Below are 15,413 nucleotides of genomic sequence, written 5' to 3'. Positions count from 1 at the left end.
GCCTTTCAGCATTTTTGCTATGATCCCGCGCCAAAACGTAAAACACGACGTTAATAACGACACCCGGAAGAGTTTTCTATGACCGATCGCAATACACGCCTGGAACAGCTGCACCAAGCCCTCAAGGAGCGGATTGTCATTCTTGATGGTGGCATGGGCACCATGATCCAGAACCAGAAACTGGATGAGGCCGCATTCCGGGGCGATCGGTTCAAGGATTACGAACGGGAAGTCCAGGGCAACAATGACCTGCTGAACCTTACCCAGCCTGCCCTGCTCCGCAACATCCATGCAGATTATCTGGATGCCGGCGCCGACATTATCGAGACCAACACCTTCAACTCCACCAAGCTGTCACAGGCCGACTACGGTCTGGAAGAGCTGGCCAGGGAACTGAACGTGGCTGCGGCGAAGCTGGCACGGGAAATCGCCGACGAGTTCACCGCCAGGAATCCCGACAAGCCGCGGTTTGTGGCCGGTGCCGTGGGCCCCACCTCCCGCACCGCCTCTATTTCACCGGATGTGAACAATCCCGGTTACCGGAACGTGGATTTCCAGACTCTGGTCGACAATTACTACGAGGCGGTCTCCGGCCTGGTCGAGGGCGGCTCAGACCTTATTCTGATCGAAACCATTTTCGACACTCTGAACGCCAAGGCGGCAATCTACGCGACCCAGCAGTTCTTTATCGACAGTGGTATTGAGCTGCCGATCATGATTTCCGGAACCATCACCGATGCCTCTGGCCGAACACTTTCCGGGCAAACCACCGAAGCTTTCTACAACTCGGTTGCCCACGCAAAGCCGATTTCCGTGGGTCTGAACTGTGCTCTTGGCGCGGACGCGCTGCGGCCTTATGTGGAAGAACTGTCGAACAAGGCCGAAACCTACGTATCAGCCCACCCCAACGCCGGGCTGCCCAACGAGTTTGGCGAATACGACCAGACCCCGGAGGAAATGGCCGAGATCATTGAAGGCTTTGCCAAAGACGGCTTTCTCAACATCATTGGCGGCTGTTGCGGTTCGCGCCCGGACCATATTGAAGCCATCGCCAGGGCCGTGGCCAAGTACCCGCCGAGACAAATTCCTGAACGCCCGAAAGCACTCAGGCTCTCCGGCCTGGAACCGTTCACCGGTGACGAAAACACCCTGTTCATCAACGTCGGTGAGCGCACCAACGTAACCGGTTCCAAGCGCTTCCTGCGGCTGATCAAGGAAGAGCAATATGAAGAAGCCCTGAGCGTTGCCCGGGACCAGGTTGAGAACGGTGCGCAGATCATCGATATCAACATGGACGAGGGCATGCTGGATTCCAGGGAAGTGATGGTTACCTTCCTGAACCTGGTGGCCTCTGAACCAGACATTTCCCGCGTACCGATCATGATCGACTCGTCCAAGTGGGACGTGATCGAAGCGGGTTTACGCTGCATCCAGGGCAAGGCCGTGGTGAACTCCATCAGCCTGAAAGAAGGCGAAGAGGAGTTCATCAAACGTGCCAGGGACTGCATGCGTTACGGCGCTGCGGTGGTGGTGATGGCCTTTGACGAAGACGGCCAGGCCGATACCTTCGAACGCAAGACTGAAATCTGCAAACGCTCCTATGATGTGCTGACCGGCATCGGCTTCAACCCGGCCGACATCATTTTTGACCCCAACATCTTTGCCATTGCTACCGGTATTGAGGAGCACAACAACTACGCAGTGGACTTTATCAACGCCACACGCTGGATCCGGGAGCACTGCCCCCACGCCTCTATCTCCGGCGGCGTAAGCAACGTCTCGTTCTCATTCCGCGGCAACGATGCGGTGCGTGAGGCCATCCACTCGGTTTTCCTGTATCACGCGGTCAAGGCCGGCATGAATATGGGCATCGTGAATCCCGGCCAACTGGTGATCTATGACGAGATCGAGCCTGACTTGAAAGAACTGGTGGAAGACGTGGTTCTGAACCGCCGGGATGACTCCACCGATCGCCTGCTCGAAGCGGCCGAAAAGTTCAGAGGCAAAGGCGGCCAGGCCAAAGAGGAAGACCTTGCCTGGCGTGAATGGCCCGTTGAGAAGCGCCTGGAGCATGCCCTGGTTAAAGGCATTACCAGTTACATTATTGACGACACGGAAGCCTGCCGGCAAAACGCCAGCCACCCCATCGAGGTAATCGAAGGCCCGCTGATGGCCGGCATGAACGTGGTTGGCGATCTTTTCGGTGACGGCAAGATGTTCTTGCCCCAGGTGGTCAAAAGCGCCCGGGTGATGAAGCAGGCCGTGGCGCACCTGATTCCGTACATCGAAGCTGAGAAAACCGAAGACCAGCAGGCCAAGGGCAAGATACTGATGGCCACGGTCAAGGGCGACGTACACGACATTGGCAAGAACATTGTTGGCGTCGTCCTGCAGTGCAACAACTACGAGGTAATCGACCTTGGCGTAATGGTGCCCTGTGAAAAGATTCTGGAAACAGCCCGAAAAGAAAATGTCGACATGATTGGCCTGAGCGGCCTGATCACACCGTCACTGGATGAGATGGTGCACGTGGCCCGGGAAATGCAGCGCCTGGATTTCAGAATTCCCCTGATGATTGGTGGCGCGACAACTTCCAAAGCCCACACCGCGGTCAAAATCGAGCCCCAGTACAAGAACGACATCGCCCTTTACGTGTCTGATGCCTCCCGCTGTGTGAACGTGGCGTCCCAGCTGTTGAGCAAGACCGCCAAGCCGGCTTTCGTGGAAGCAGCCCGCACCGAATATGATGAAATCCGGGAACGCCGGAAGAACCGTGGCGACCGCACCAAGCTGGTGTCGCTGAAAGAAGCCCGTGCCCGTGCACCGGAAATCGATTTCGAGAACTACCAGCCGCCCAAGCCTGCGTTTACCGGTGTCCGGGTGTTCGAAGAGTATGATCTGAACGAACTGGTGGACTACATCGACTGGACACCGTTCTTTATTTCCTGGGACATCGCCGGCAAATACCCGGCCATTTTTGACGACCCGAAGCGTGGCGACGCCGCCCGTACCCTGTTTGACGATGCCCAGAAACTACTGAAACAGATGATCGGGGAAAAGCGGATCTCCGCAAGAGGCGTTATCGGGTTCTGGCCCGCCAATCGCCGGGGTGATGACATTGTGGTGTACACCGATGAGTCCCGAACCGAAGAGCTGACTACCCTGCACCATTTGCGTCAGCAGGATGAGAAGGCTCCGGGCAAGCCAATGATGGCGCTGTCCGACTTCGTGGCGCCGGAGAGTCTGCATCTGGGCGATTACGTGGGCGGCTTTGCGGTGACCACCGGCATCGGCGTCGACGAACTGACCACTGAGTTCAAAAACGCCCACGACGACTACAGCGCCATTATGGTGCAGGCCCTGGCAGACCGCTTGGCCGAAGCCTTTGCCGAACGCATGCACGAACGGGTGCGCAAGGAATTCTGGGGTTATGCCACCGATGAACAGATGGCCAACGAGGACCTGATCAAGGAACGCTATCGTGGTATCCGCCCGGCCCCCGGCTACCCCGCCTGCCCGGACCACACTGAAAAGGCCACACTGTTCAAACTGCTGGACGCCACCGCTAACACCAGCCTGCAGCTAACGGAGCATTTTGCCATGTATCCAACCGCAGCAGTCTCCGGTTGGTACTTCGCCCACCCGGAAGCCAAGTACTTTGCCGTTGGCAAAATTGGCGTTGATCAGGTTGAGGACTATGCTGAACGCAAAGGCCTGACCAAGGCTGAGGCTGAACGCTGGTTGATGCCAAGCCTGGCGTACGATCCGGCGGAATAACCTGAGGCGTATTCCATGAATGACGTGACCGAAAACAACAATAACAATGAACGCCCCCGCAGCCCGGGGGTTCTGAAGATCATGCAAAGCATCCTTGCCGGCGCTTTCGGTGTGCAGTCTGACAAGCGCCGCCAGGAAGACTTTTCACACCACAGCCCGCTGCCCTATATCGTTGCCGGCGTTCTGTTTACCGTCGCGTTTGTGGGCGGGCTGATCATCGTGGTCAAACTGGTATTGGCCGGGCAGTAGCCTACTGCCCGGATACCCAGACCACCGCAAAGGCCACTGCCAGCAGCACGAGCAATACCGCCGCCACTGCATCGGCCTGACTGTCTGATTGCACGGATTTTTTCATGGCACTTCCTCCTTCCTACCCGAAGTTGTTGTTTTTCTGGCTTTCCCGATCAAGTAAAGCAGCAAATTGACATTCGTCCAGTTCCGGCGGCGATCACTTATCACCTGAATCGATAATGTTATGTTGAAATAATCATTTTGAGAATAAAAACACGATGGTATCCTGCCTCGCAGGAATAAGGCCCGGTCCATGAAACCCGGCCGTAAATTTTAGCTCTTCTGATGTAGCAGGCAGGACGTTCCACTATGTACGTTTATGATGAGCACGACCGGCAGATAGCCGCAGAGCGTGTTGCCCAATTCCGTGACCAGACCGAGCGCGCCCTTGCTGGTGAGCTGTCTGAAGAGGAATTCCTTCCACTTCGACTGCAGAACGGGCTTTATGTTCAGCGTCTCGCACCCATGCTCCGTATCTGTATCCCTTACGGCATGCTTCGCTCCGAGCAGCTCCGCCGTTTGGCACGCGTAACCCGGGACTATGATAAAGGCTACGCTCATTTCACCACCCGCACCAACATCCAGCTGAACTGGCCGAACCTGGAAGACGTGCCCGATATCCTGGCTGAGCTGGCGGAAGTGGAAATGCACGCAAATCAGACCAGCGGTAACTGCATCCGGAACACCACCACGGACCCGTTCTCCGGTGTCCAGGTGGACGAAATTGCTGATCCTCGCCCCTACTGCGAGATTATTCGCCAGTGGTCGACATTCCACCCGGAATTTGCGTTTTTACCACGTAAATTCAAAATTGCCGTGAATGCCTCTGAACACACGGATCGTGCGGCTATCCGGGTCCATGACATCGGCTTGCAGCTGGTGCGCAATGACCAGGGCGAACTCGGCTTCCGGGTGCACGTCGGTGGCGGACTTGGCCGTACCCCCATGGTTGGCCCGGTCATCCGCGACTTCCTGCCGGAACTGGATCTGCTGACCTACCTGGAAGCCATTGTCCGGGTTTACAACCGCTACGGCCGCCGTGACAACAAGTTCAAGGCGCGTATCAAGATTCTCGTTAAGGCACTGAGCCCGGAAGGCTTCGCCGAGAAAGTGGAAGCAGAGTGGGCCCACATCAAGGACTCTCCTTCAAGGCTGACACCGGAGGTGGTGACCAAATTCCAGGGCTACTTTACTGAGCCGTCCTATGATGCACTGGACAATGCCACCGACCTGCTGGCAACGCAGCGCTTTGAGAACCGTGAGTTCGACAAGTGGCTGACCCACAACGTCAACAGTCACAAAAAGCCCGGCTACGCCATTGTGACCCTGACACTCAAGAAGACCGGTACGCCCCCGGGGGATGTCACCGACTTCCAGTTGGAGCAGATTGCCGACCTTGCGGATGAGTACAGCTACGGCGAAGCCCGGGCCACTCACGAGCAGAATGTGGTGCTGGCAGACGTCCGCCAGGATCGGCTGTTTGAGCTCTGGCAAAAGCTTGTGCCTTTGGGCTTCGCAACGGCGAACCTGAACACACTGAACGACGTTATCTGCTGCCCCGGCGGCGATTTCTGCGCCCTGGCCAACGCCAAGTCGATTCCTGTGGCTGAAGCAATCCAGCGTCGTTTTGATGACCTGGACTTCCTGTACGACCTCGGTCCCATCGACCTGAACATTTCAGGCTGCATGAACGCCTGTGGCCACCACCACGTGGGCAATATTGGTGTTCTGGGCGTCGACAAGAAAGGCGAAGAGTTCTATCAGATCAGCCTGGGTGGATCGTCACACCACGACGCCACCATCGGCAAGATTCTGGGGCCGTCCTTCGCTCGTGAGGAAATGCCAGAGGTCATCGCCAAGCTGATCAATGTTTACGTAGAAAACCGGACGGAAGAGGAAACCTTCCTGGACACCTATCGCCGGGTCGGTCTGGATCCTTTCAAGGAGCGGGTATATGCCTGATGTAATTGCCGCTGACGGCACGATTCGTAATGACGACTGGGTTGTGGTGCCCCGCCCTGCGGCGGGTGAATCCATGGATATTCCTGAAGATAAGCCGGTCTTGATTCCGGCAGATCTGTGGCTGGCCGGCCATGAGCACTTTGCCGCAAAGCCCTCAGTGGGTGTCTGGTTTGACAGCCACGATGAGCCGGAATTGCTTGGCGAGAAAGTGAATGAATTGCCACTGATCGCGGTGAATTTCCCGCGCTTTGTCGATGGCCGTGGTTACAGCATTGGCCGTTTGCTACGTGAACGGTTCGGGTACCGCGGCGAGCTGCGAGCCATTGGCGATGTTCTGCTTGACCAGCTTCAGTTCATGAAGCGCTGTGGCTTTGACAGCTACGTACTGCGCGCTGACAAGGACATTGCAAAGGCACCGAAGTGCCTGAGCTTCTTCACCCAGACCTACCAGGCTGCGACCGACACGGACCAGCCCCTGTTCCGCCGCCGGGCCTCCTGAGACCAATCACCAGCGCATGAGTCGTCATGCGCTGGTGTTCAGTTCTGGTTTACTGCATTTTTTGATTCCGAAACGCACTCAACACTTTCCAGACGGTATGTTCCAGCGCCGCGCTGGTAGCCAAACCGAGCTTTTCCGGCAGTGTACGTTTGCGCTGGAAAGACACTGAGATCACGTCTCCCCGCTCACAAGCCTCAATCAGGTATTCGTCAGACGTTTTGATCTCATCGATCAGCTTCACGTCCAGAGCGCGCTTGCCGAACCAGATATCTCCATTGGCAACCGCCTGAATATCCAGATCCGGACGCCGCTCACTCACATACTCCTTGAACAGGACATGGGTATCCTCCAGGTCCTCGAGGAATTTCTGGCGTCCCTTATCGGTATTCTCACCAAAGATTGTCAGCGTTCGCTTGTGTTCACCCGCGGTGAGCACCTCAAAGTCAACGTCGTTCTTTTTCAGGAACCGGTGGAAGTTCGGGAGTTGCGCCACCACCCCGATGGAACCGAGCACGGCAAACGGCGAAGCAATAATGCTATCAGCCACGCAGGCCATCATATAGCCGCCGCTGGCCGCAACCTTGTCGACGCAGGCAGTCAACTTGATGCCTTTGCTGCGAACACGATCCAGCTGGGCTGCCGCCAACCCATAGGCATGAACCAGACCACCGCCGCTCTCCAGGCGGATAACCACTTCGTCCGTTTCCGGATTGGCAACACTCAGAACCGCCGACACTGAACGCCGCAGGGTATCGGTATCGCTGGCTTTAATGTCACCGTCGAAATCGAGCACGTAAACCCGCGCCGTTTTCTCTTCGGTAGCGTCAGGTTCTGGCTGCTTCTTCGCGGCTTTCTTTTCAGCCTTGTCCTCTTTTTTCTTTTTCTTCTGCCAAGCCTTTCGTTCCTGGTCTGTCATCAACCTGGCCTGGATTGACTCTCTGAGCCGGCGATACTGATCGTTCAGCTTGCGTATTTTCAGCTCACCCTCACCTTCGTGATCGTCCCGGTCTTTCTGGGTTGCCGAGACAATGATGGACACGAGCACAATCGCCGCCACCACGAAAGTCGCCACCTTGGCGAGAAACAGGCCGTATTCGGTCAGAAATTCCAAAATGCAGTCTCCACACGTATTTGCAAACCCCGAAGTGTACCGCCTCGGCACAGGCCTGATAAGCCCGCGATAAAATTAAAACAAGCGTTCGATCAAGCTTGACACGAACCGGCTCTAACCATAAAGTCGGATTGCGAGGTTGGCGCTACCCCGGCTGCTGTACAGGCTGCCTCTGCCAGGGATCACTAGTCGTCACCACCATGACAAGACAACCATCAAAAAGGGTAAAACAATGTCTGTAGCTCAGGTATTTGAAAAACTCGAACAGAACTTCAACGCAGACGCAGCACAGGGCCTGGACCTGGTATTCCAGTTCGACATCGAAGACGACAAGACTTACCACCTCGTGATCAATGACGGCACCTGCAAGCTGCACGAAGGCGCACACGACGATCCTTCTGTTACCCTGATCATGAACTCTGAAACCCTGCAGGGTATCGTCTCTGGCGAGACCGACGGCATGCAGGCGTTCATGGCTGGTCAGCTACGCGCCGAAGGCGACATGATGCTGGCAACCAAGCTGGGTGAACTGTTCAACATGGGCTGAGCCCGGTTAAACACCAGCTATAAAAAAACCTGCGCAAACCGCAGGTTTTTTTATGCCATTCAGAAATTCGGGCCACCCTGGCGTCTACAGACCGACGTCATCCAGCGAACTCTGAGCCAGCTTGAGCAGGTCTACATTCCTGTCTTCCCGCCGACCGACGCCTTCAATGTAGTACTCGAGCGAGGTGAGCGCATCCGCCAGCGCTTCCAGAACCTGAGACGCAGGGGCTTCGCGCGCATCCAGCAGGCGCTCCTGAATAGACGTCGCGACCCTGGCAATGACGTCCGCTGCGATCGGGTCGTCCACCATTTGCAAGCCACCCCAGATACTGCGCAGTGTCCCCGGCAGATTGGCCAGATGAAGCTTGTCGTAATCGGATTCGATAAATGCTGTGATCGCTCGCTTGGCAAGGGTCAACGCACTACGGGCCTCATCCGCCACAACCCAGATGGCTTCCTGCAGGTACACGGATTCGTCCCGGCTCCGTTCTGCGCCGGCAAGGGCGTCGGTCTCTGAGGTGATGCCGCGAGTGACAATCTGCATGACGGCATCTTCCACCCCCAGCACGGAATCCGCCAGACGATAGAGCTCCTCCTCCGCCGGCAGGCGGTTTTCCTCTTCCCATTTACGCAGTTTGGCCGCTTCTTCACGGGAAATACTGGCCAGGCGGTTCAGATCGAGCATCACCAGCGTATTGGCCAGGCGCTCCAGAGTATCGGCAATCGAGGCAAGTTCGGCCAGATCCGGTTCTATTCCGCGCTCAATGATGTCCAGCTTGTCTTTCAGCTGATTAAGCTCTTCCTGCAAGGCTTCAGACAGGGATTTGAGCACGTCCGTGCCAGGGCCATAGAGGCGCCGGGAATGAGCCTCAAGAAGTGCGTCCGGGAATTCGGCAGGACCGAGCTGATAAGCAGAGAGTACCCGCGTCACCTCAGGGTTGGCTGAGCCACTGCGGTAAAGCAGATAGATCAGATCTTTGATCAGCGATTCGGGGGCATCCTTGGCGGTAGCTACCTTGCCGACATATACCACTTCCCGAGCGTATTTCTCGATTCGCATCAGCAGACGCTTGCGGGCCTTGCTAAAGCCCATGGCACGATCCAGCATGGTATCGGAGACCAACGCCAGCAGGCACCACATCTGCCCCATAGGCGCTCCCTGACACAGCCGTGCGAGACCACGGGCAGCCCTGGCAATGAGCTTCTTGCTAACCGCTTCGTTGCGCTCGCGGAGAATGCCGAGCAGTGCCACCTGGAAGGTCAGGCGCATGCGACGGGCCAGGATTTCATATTCAGACTCTGCATCATCCATGGGCCTGAGCCCCAGATCGCTGCAAAAGTCCGGGCGCTCCTTGATGTCGATATCAAAGAAGCAGGATTCGGGATAAGGTTTCTCACGACGGGCTTCACGCAGATCATTGATCACGGGCAGCAGCAGCTCGGGATGATCTTCACGTTGCTGATGGTAGTACTCGACGTAACGGCGGAGAATGAACAGCGCGCTGTTAAGTGCTGTCAGCAGTATATTCTTGTCGTCGTTGGCACCAACCGGAACATCATTGGCGAGATTAACCGCTTCCTGGCAAAGCAGGGTTCCGCCCCGGAGCTCCACCAGAATGAAGATTCCCCGAAGCTGGTTCAGGTAATCAACACAGTTCTGCAGATCTTCCCCGCTCTCGCGGTTTTCCTGAAAGCGCTCAAGGCTGGATTCTGCCTGCTTGATGGTCTGTTCGATTTCACTTTTGACCAGATCAAACGACTGCGATTTCGTCGCCAGAGACGATTGAACCATAAACGCTTCCTGTTAATTTGCGGAGACTACCGCATCCTGTTCATGAACTGCAGCCTGCATACGGGCAGGTCCTTCCTGTTCAGCGAGGCAGCCCTTGCCCATACCTGAACGGTTCGCAAAAAACTGGCGAACTTATCATTACTTATAACACAAAACTCAAGTAGCTCAAGAAAGCCGGAATGTAACAAATGGTACAGCTGAACGTGGTTCTCATTCTGTTGCCTGCAACCGGGACCACACCGTTTCTCCGGCCTGCTTCTCCATCATCGCCATGAACTCATCATGGGCCGAGGCTTCATCACTGGAGGCCCGAACCACCGCCAAAGGCGCGCGCTCACCGGAGATTCGGCGAATACCGCCATCGCCACCTTCATCGCCGGAGCCGGCATCCAGGGAAAGCGCGGTCTGGCCGCCGGTCATCAGCAGATAGACGTCTGCCAGGATCTCGGCGTCCAGCAATGCCCCGTGAAGGTCACGGTTGGAGTTATCCACTCCATAACGCTTGCACAGGGCGTCGAGATTGTTTTTCTGGCCCGGGTGCTTTTTCCTGGCAATGGCCAGTGAATCGACAATGCCGCAATGGTCTGCTGTTTTCCGAACCGGTTTCAGACGGGCGAATTCGGAGTCCATGAAGCCCACGTCGAACGCGGCGTTATGGATGACCAGCTCTGCACCCTTGATGAACTCAAAGAACTCGTCGGCAACCTCCGCAAACTTTGGCTTGTCGGCCAGAAATTCATTGGTGATACCGTGAACGGTGATAGCCTCCGCTTCTACCTCCCGCTCAGGGTTAATGTATACGTGATAGTTGCGACCGGTCAGCTCGCGCTCGATCACTTCCACACAACCAATTTCGATAATGCGGTGACCTTCGTTCGGATCAATACCCGTGGTTTCGGTATCCAGTACGATCTGTCTCATGCAACTGCGCTCTCACTCACTGCTCATTAATCGGTTTTCCAGGGGCCAGGGTTCAGGCCCCGTTCAGTTCGCGGACTCCGCGGTTGGCCAACTCATCCGCCAACTCGTTATCAGGATGCCCTGAATGACCCTTCACCCAATGCCAGTTAACGGTGTGCCGGGCAGTTTCAGCATCGAGCTCCTGCCACAGATCCGCATTCTTGACCGGTTTCTTTGCCGAGGTTTTCCAGCCATTGCGCTTCCAGCCGCTCATCCATTCGGTAATGCCCTTGCGCACGTATTGTGAGTCCGTATACAACTCCACCTGGCAAGCGCGCTTGAGCTCCCTTAAGCCTCGAATGGCCGCCATCAGCTCCATTCGGTTGTTGGTGGTTTGCAACTCGCCACCGTGCATGGTCTTGCACGCATCGCCATAGCGCAACACAACACCCCACCCCCCGGGGCCCGGGTTACCTTTACAGGCTCCGTCGGTATACATCACTACCTTACCAGCCATTACTGCTCCTGTTCTGTTCCACGCCTGTCCACCCTGCCTGAGCTATGGCTGGCACAGCCACTGGATACCCCCACGGTTCCGGGCAAAGAAATCACCTTGCTCTTGCGCCAGGATGCCCTGGTCCGGATCCCGGCGTATTCGCGTTTGCGCGCAAGGATACAGTAATAGGCGCCCGTGGGCAGTAAATGAGGGCGGCTACTGGCGGCCAAACGCTGCCGTCTTCCGGATGCCCCGTGTTTTCGCTGCAGCGGAAGGGTACAGAAATAGGTGCCACTGTTTTCCAGCTCGAACCCCAGCAACCTGAGCCAGTCCTCCATTCGTGATCGCATCAGGAACCGACCACCCCAGGGGCCAAACCGATGGCGGGAAACCAGCCTGCGTGCGCCCCAGAGACTGAGGGGGTTGAACCCAACCAGAGCGATGCGCCCCTCACCTCGCAATACACGGGCGGACTCGCGAAGTACCTGGTGCGGATCCGGAGAGAAATCGGCCGTATGATGAAGGATCACAAGATCCATGGAATCACCGGGAAACGGCAGCTCGTCGGCGTCACAAACCGCCACGCCCTCTGGCATATGGGCATGCCAGGCCGGGCAGGTAATAATCTTCTGGGCAAAATCGGTACCACTCGCCAAAGGCAATCGGTGACTCAGGCCGACCTGAAGTTGTCTTGCCCCCGTAAGGCCTTGCAGTTCCTTATCAAGCACCGCTCTCTGGCTGGCCAGCAGGGAGCGGCCGAGGGGGGTCTGCACCCAACGCTCAAAGCTCTCATGTCGTGCTGAATAGTCAATCACGCCGCTGGTTGTCACGCTGGCTCCCCTACCCGATCCACTAAAGGCTTGATTGCTCGCGCAACCTGCCGCTCCTTGGGCTGTACCCGTTGTTGCATTATCATAACAGGCACATTCATTGAACACATGGGGTGGCCACCTTGCGCATTCATCCGGTTCCGGCATTCTCAGACAACTATATCTGGTGCCTTACCAACCTTGAGTCCGGCAAGACCCTGATAGTCGATCCCGGCCAGGCAAAGCCGGTACTGGACTATCTCAGTGACAGCGGTTTCTCAGCAGACACCATCCTGCTCACCCATCACCACCCGGATCACACCGGCGGCGTGAAAGAGCTTCAGCAACAGTATCCGGACATCCGTATTGTTGGGCCGACGGATTCACCCTTCAAGGGTGCCACAAACACGGTCCATGCCGGCGATGAAGTCGTCTGGGAAGGCATCACGTTCGATGTCCTGGCAGTTCCCGGCCATACACTGGATCATATTGCCTATTACAGCGACACCCAGGTAAATGACAACCCCGTTCTATTCTGCGGCGACACACTGTTTGTCTGCGGCTGCGGACGACTGTTCGAAGGCACACCGGAGCAGATGCATACCTCGCTCCAGACCCTGCGGGACCTTCCGGATAACACTGCAGTATACTGTGCTCATGAATACACCCTGGCAAACCTTCGCTTCGCCCGTCACTGGCTACCCGAAGATAAGGCGTTGGCCGAGTTTGAGAACGCCTGCAAAGACCTTCGGGAACGGGGTAAGCCAACCGTGCCGACCACGATCGGCCAGGAGAAACAGCTGAATCCATTCCTTCGGTGGGATGATGCCATGGTCATAGAGGCCGCCGAGAATTACAGCACCACACACCGCCTTGCCACCGGCTCGGATTGTGCGGTTTTTGCAGCCGTGCGCCACGGCAAGGATAACTTCTGAGCGTGCGGGCGGTCACTGCTTAACAATTTATCTCACAGCCGTAACATGGCTCGGCTTGACCGCCCGGAAAACGCTCCCATAGAATTTCGAGCAATTATCGAACGTAACCTGTTAAATATGCCGGCTATTTTTACAGATACCCGCCGGCTCCACCCGGAACCCTGTGTTTATGCCGGTAAAACGACTGCCCTTCATCCTTCTCGCGTCAACCCTTTTCAGCGGCTGCAGTACCAGTCAGATCGCCGAAAACTGGCATACACCTTCGGCCTGGTTCGGGACCGAGGAAGAGAATCAGCAAAAAGACCCCCTGGACTCACAGCAAGTGGTTGTTGCCAAGGGCGATGAGGACCTCAAGGCTGACGTCGCTGCCGGCAATGGAGAGGACAGTGCCAGCGGGGCACCATTAGATGACGCCATCTCCCCGGAACTTCAGGCCAAGGCCCAGCAAGCTCGGGAAAAACTGGACAATCCCGCCCGACAATCCGACGCATCCACCAGAACAGACGATCTGTGGTCACGACTTCGCGCCGGTTTCACCATGGACCACTCCGTCGACAATGCCAGGGTACAGGCTCAATTGGACTGGTACGTGCGCCACCCCCGTTACATCGATCGCGTGGTGGAAAGAGGCTCCCGGTACCTGCATTACATTATCAATGAAACCGAAAAACGCGGCCTGCCCAGCGAACTGGCTCTGTTGCCAGTGGTAGAAAGCGCCTTTGATCCTTTTGCCTACTCCCACGGTCGCGCTGCCGGGCTTTGGCAGTTCATCCCGTCTACCGGCAAATACTTCGGGCTGACCCAAAGCTGGTGGCATGATGACCGACGGGACGTGATTGCGGCTACCGATGCTGCCCTGACTTACCTGGAGCGCCTGGCCAACCGGTTCGATGGCGATTACACCCTGGCCCTGGCCGCTTATAATTCCGGGGGCGGGACCGTATCCAGCGCCATGCGTCGTAACCGCAACGCCGGAAAATCCACAGATTACTGGTCTCTGACATTACCGACGGAGACCCGCCACTATGTGCCCAAACTGATTGCCCTGGCAAAAATTTTCGACGATCCGAAAGCCTACGGTATCGACCTGCCACCATTAAAAGACGAACCGTATTTCGAAGTGGTGGATACCGGCTCCCAGCTGGATCTGGCCCAGGCCGCAGAATTAGCCGGCGTGGATATTGATGAAATCTATTTACTGAACCCGTCCTACAATCGCTGGGCAACCAATCCGGATGGCCCCCATCGCTTGCTGGTACCCAAGCAACAGGCGGAGGCATTCCAAACCGCGCTTGCAAAGTTCCCAAGTGAACAGCGTGTATCCTGGCAGAACTATAAAGTCCGCAAGGGTGACAGTCTGAACACCATTGCCCGCAAGTTCTCCACTACCCCATCGGTCATTCAGCAGGTCAACAAGCTCAACAGTGACCTGATCCGGATCGGCCAGCAACTGCTGATTCCGTCCTCCACCAAGGGCTCCGACGCCTATGCCCTAAGCCAGGCCCAGCGACTGGAGCGAACTCAGGATCGCAAGCGTAGCGGCAACAAGGTACGGTACACCGTGCGCCGGGGCGATACTTTCTGGGATATCGCCAGGGAGCACCGGGTTTCGGTTCGGGAAGTGGCTGCCTGGAATGGCATGGCACCGGGAGACCCCCTGATTCCGGGCAAAGAACTGGTGATCTGGTCGAAAACTTCGAAGCCGACCATGGTAGCTTCGAATACCCGGGGCAAGGCAATGGTGCGCAAGGTGGGATACCGGGTTCGCAGCGGCGATTCCCTGTCTGCCATCGCCAGCCGGTTTTCGGTGAATGTGCGTGACATCGCATCATGGAACGATCTTAATACGGACCGTTATCTCCAACCCGGCCAAAGTCTGGTACTCTACGTGGACATAAGAAACAGTCCGTAACGTGCGAGAACCATGACAAAAAAACCAGAAGCACCCTTGCTGACCAGAATTACCGCGACGCTGGCTCTGGCAGCGTCCGCCTGTTTCGCCTTAGCCGATGAAGGCGTCACCGAGAATCCCAGTCCGGTGCATGGCATCGCCATGCACGGTGAACTGAAATACCCCCCAGGCTTCAGTCACTTTGACTACGTCAACCCGGAGGCCCCGAAAGGCGGCGAACTGAAGTTGTCTGTGGTTGCCAACGGCTTCGATAGTTTTAACCCTTTTGTTATCCGGGGCATCTCGGCGGCGGGTATTAATGCCTACGTGTACGATACCCTTCTGGAGTCCTCTGCCGACGAGCCGTTTTCCGAGTACGGGCTGATTGCCGAATCCGTTGAAGT

12 protein-coding genes and 1 pseudogene are annotated in these 15,413 nt (G+C 56.6%); 8 read left to right on the top strand and 5 right to left on the bottom strand.

What is annotated here, in order from left to right:
• The first annotated feature begins 78 nt into the window (after positions 1-78).
• From metH to B3Y70_RS12375, 4 genes are all read left to right on the top strand, one after another.
• Positions 79-3,777 carry a methionine synthase gene (gene metH / locus B3Y70_RS12390; protein WP_153739908.1) on the top strand — a complete coding sequence of 1,233 codons (3,699 nt, stop codon included), beginning with the start codon at positions 79-81 and terminating at the stop codon, positions 3,775-3,777.
• A gap of 15 nt (positions 3,778-3,792) precedes the next feature.
• Positions 3,793-4,026: a DUF2970 domain-containing protein gene (locus B3Y70_RS12385; RefSeq protein ID WP_014421407.1), complete on the top strand. Its 234-nt coding sequence runs from the start codon at positions 3,793-3,795 to the stop codon at positions 4,024-4,026.
• 351 nt (positions 4,027-4,377) lie between these two features.
• Positions 4,378-6,030 carry a nitrite/sulfite reductase gene (locus B3Y70_RS12380; RefSeq protein WP_153739909.1) on the top strand — a complete coding sequence of 551 codons (1,653 nt, stop codon included), beginning with the start codon at positions 4,378-4,380 and terminating at the stop codon, positions 6,028-6,030.
• Positions 6,023-6,529, top strand: coding sequence for a DUF934 domain-containing protein (locus B3Y70_RS12375; protein ID WP_022991198.1), 507 nt, complete (start codon positions 6,023-6,025; stop codon positions 6,527-6,529). The genes B3Y70_RS12380 and B3Y70_RS12375 overlap by 8 nt, the downstream gene beginning before the upstream one ends.
• A 49-nt stretch (positions 6,530-6,578) precedes the next feature.
• Here B3Y70_RS12375 and sohB read toward each other — a convergent pair whose 3' ends face one another.
• The gene (gene sohB, locus B3Y70_RS12370; RefSeq protein WP_286714759.1) at positions 6,579-7,640 is read right to left on the bottom strand and encodes a protease SohB; all 1,062 of its coding nucleotides are present in this window, start codon (positions 7,638-7,640) and stop codon (positions 6,579-6,581) included.
• A gap of 232 nt (positions 7,641-7,872) precedes the next feature.
• Between sohB and B3Y70_RS12365 the strand changes: the two genes are divergently transcribed.
• On the top strand, positions 7,873-8,187 hold the full coding sequence (locus B3Y70_RS12365; RefSeq protein ID WP_011785017.1) for an SCP2 sterol-binding domain-containing protein: 315 nt from the start codon (positions 7,873-7,875) through the stop codon (positions 8,185-8,187).
• Positions 8,188-8,271: 84 nt separating this feature from the next.
• Here B3Y70_RS12365 and B3Y70_RS12360 read toward each other — a convergent pair whose 3' ends face one another.
• The 4 genes from B3Y70_RS12360 to B3Y70_RS12345 form a co-directional block, all read right to left on the bottom strand.
• Positions 8,272-9,978, bottom strand: coding sequence for a chemotaxis protein (locus tag B3Y70_RS12360; protein WP_153739911.1), 1,707 nt, complete (start codon positions 9,976-9,978; stop codon positions 8,272-8,274).
• Positions 9,979-10,188: 210 nt separating this feature from the next.
• Positions 10,189-10,899, bottom strand: a complete 711-nt coding sequence (gene dnaQ / locus B3Y70_RS12355; RefSeq protein ID WP_153739912.1) for a DNA polymerase III subunit epsilon — start codon at positions 10,897-10,899, stop codon at positions 10,189-10,191.
• A 52-nt stretch (positions 10,900-10,951) separates the two neighbouring features.
• The gene (gene rnhA, locus B3Y70_RS12350) at positions 10,952-11,395 is read right to left on the bottom strand and encodes a ribonuclease HI (protein ID WP_011785020.1); all 444 of its coding nucleotides are present in this window, start codon (positions 11,393-11,395) and stop codon (positions 10,952-10,954) included.
• A complete protein-coding gene (locus B3Y70_RS12345; RefSeq protein ID WP_113880110.1) occupies positions 11,395-12,204 on the bottom strand; it encodes a class I SAM-dependent methyltransferase in 810 nt (269 codons plus the stop codon). The genes rnhA and B3Y70_RS12345 overlap by 1 nt, the downstream gene beginning before the upstream one ends.
• A 122-nt stretch (positions 12,205-12,326) precedes the next feature.
• Between B3Y70_RS12345 and gloB the strand changes: the two genes are divergently transcribed.
• From gloB to B3Y70_RS12330, 3 genes and pseudogenes are all read left to right on the top strand, one after another.
• Positions 12,327-13,118: a hydroxyacylglutathione hydrolase gene (gloB, locus tag B3Y70_RS12340; RefSeq protein ID WP_113880219.1), complete on the top strand. Its 792-nt coding sequence runs from the start codon at positions 12,327-12,329 to the stop codon at positions 13,116-13,118.
• Positions 13,119-13,287: 169 nt separating this feature from the next.
• A complete protein-coding gene (locus B3Y70_RS12335) occupies positions 13,288-15,030 on the top strand; it encodes a LysM peptidoglycan-binding domain-containing protein (RefSeq protein WP_278350636.1) in 1,743 nt (580 codons plus the stop codon).
• 12 nt (positions 15,031-15,042) lie between these two features.
• Positions 15,043-15,413, top strand: a pseudogene (locus tag B3Y70_RS12330) (ABC transporter substrate-binding protein); the annotation flags it as partial.

This window comes from Marinobacter sp. UBA5687 (assembly GCF_002420325.1).
GTDB lineage: Bacteria > Pseudomonadota > Gammaproteobacteria > Pseudomonadales > Oleiphilaceae > Marinobacter > Marinobacter nauticus.
This window is presented reverse-complemented; position numbering and strand designations above follow the sequence as displayed.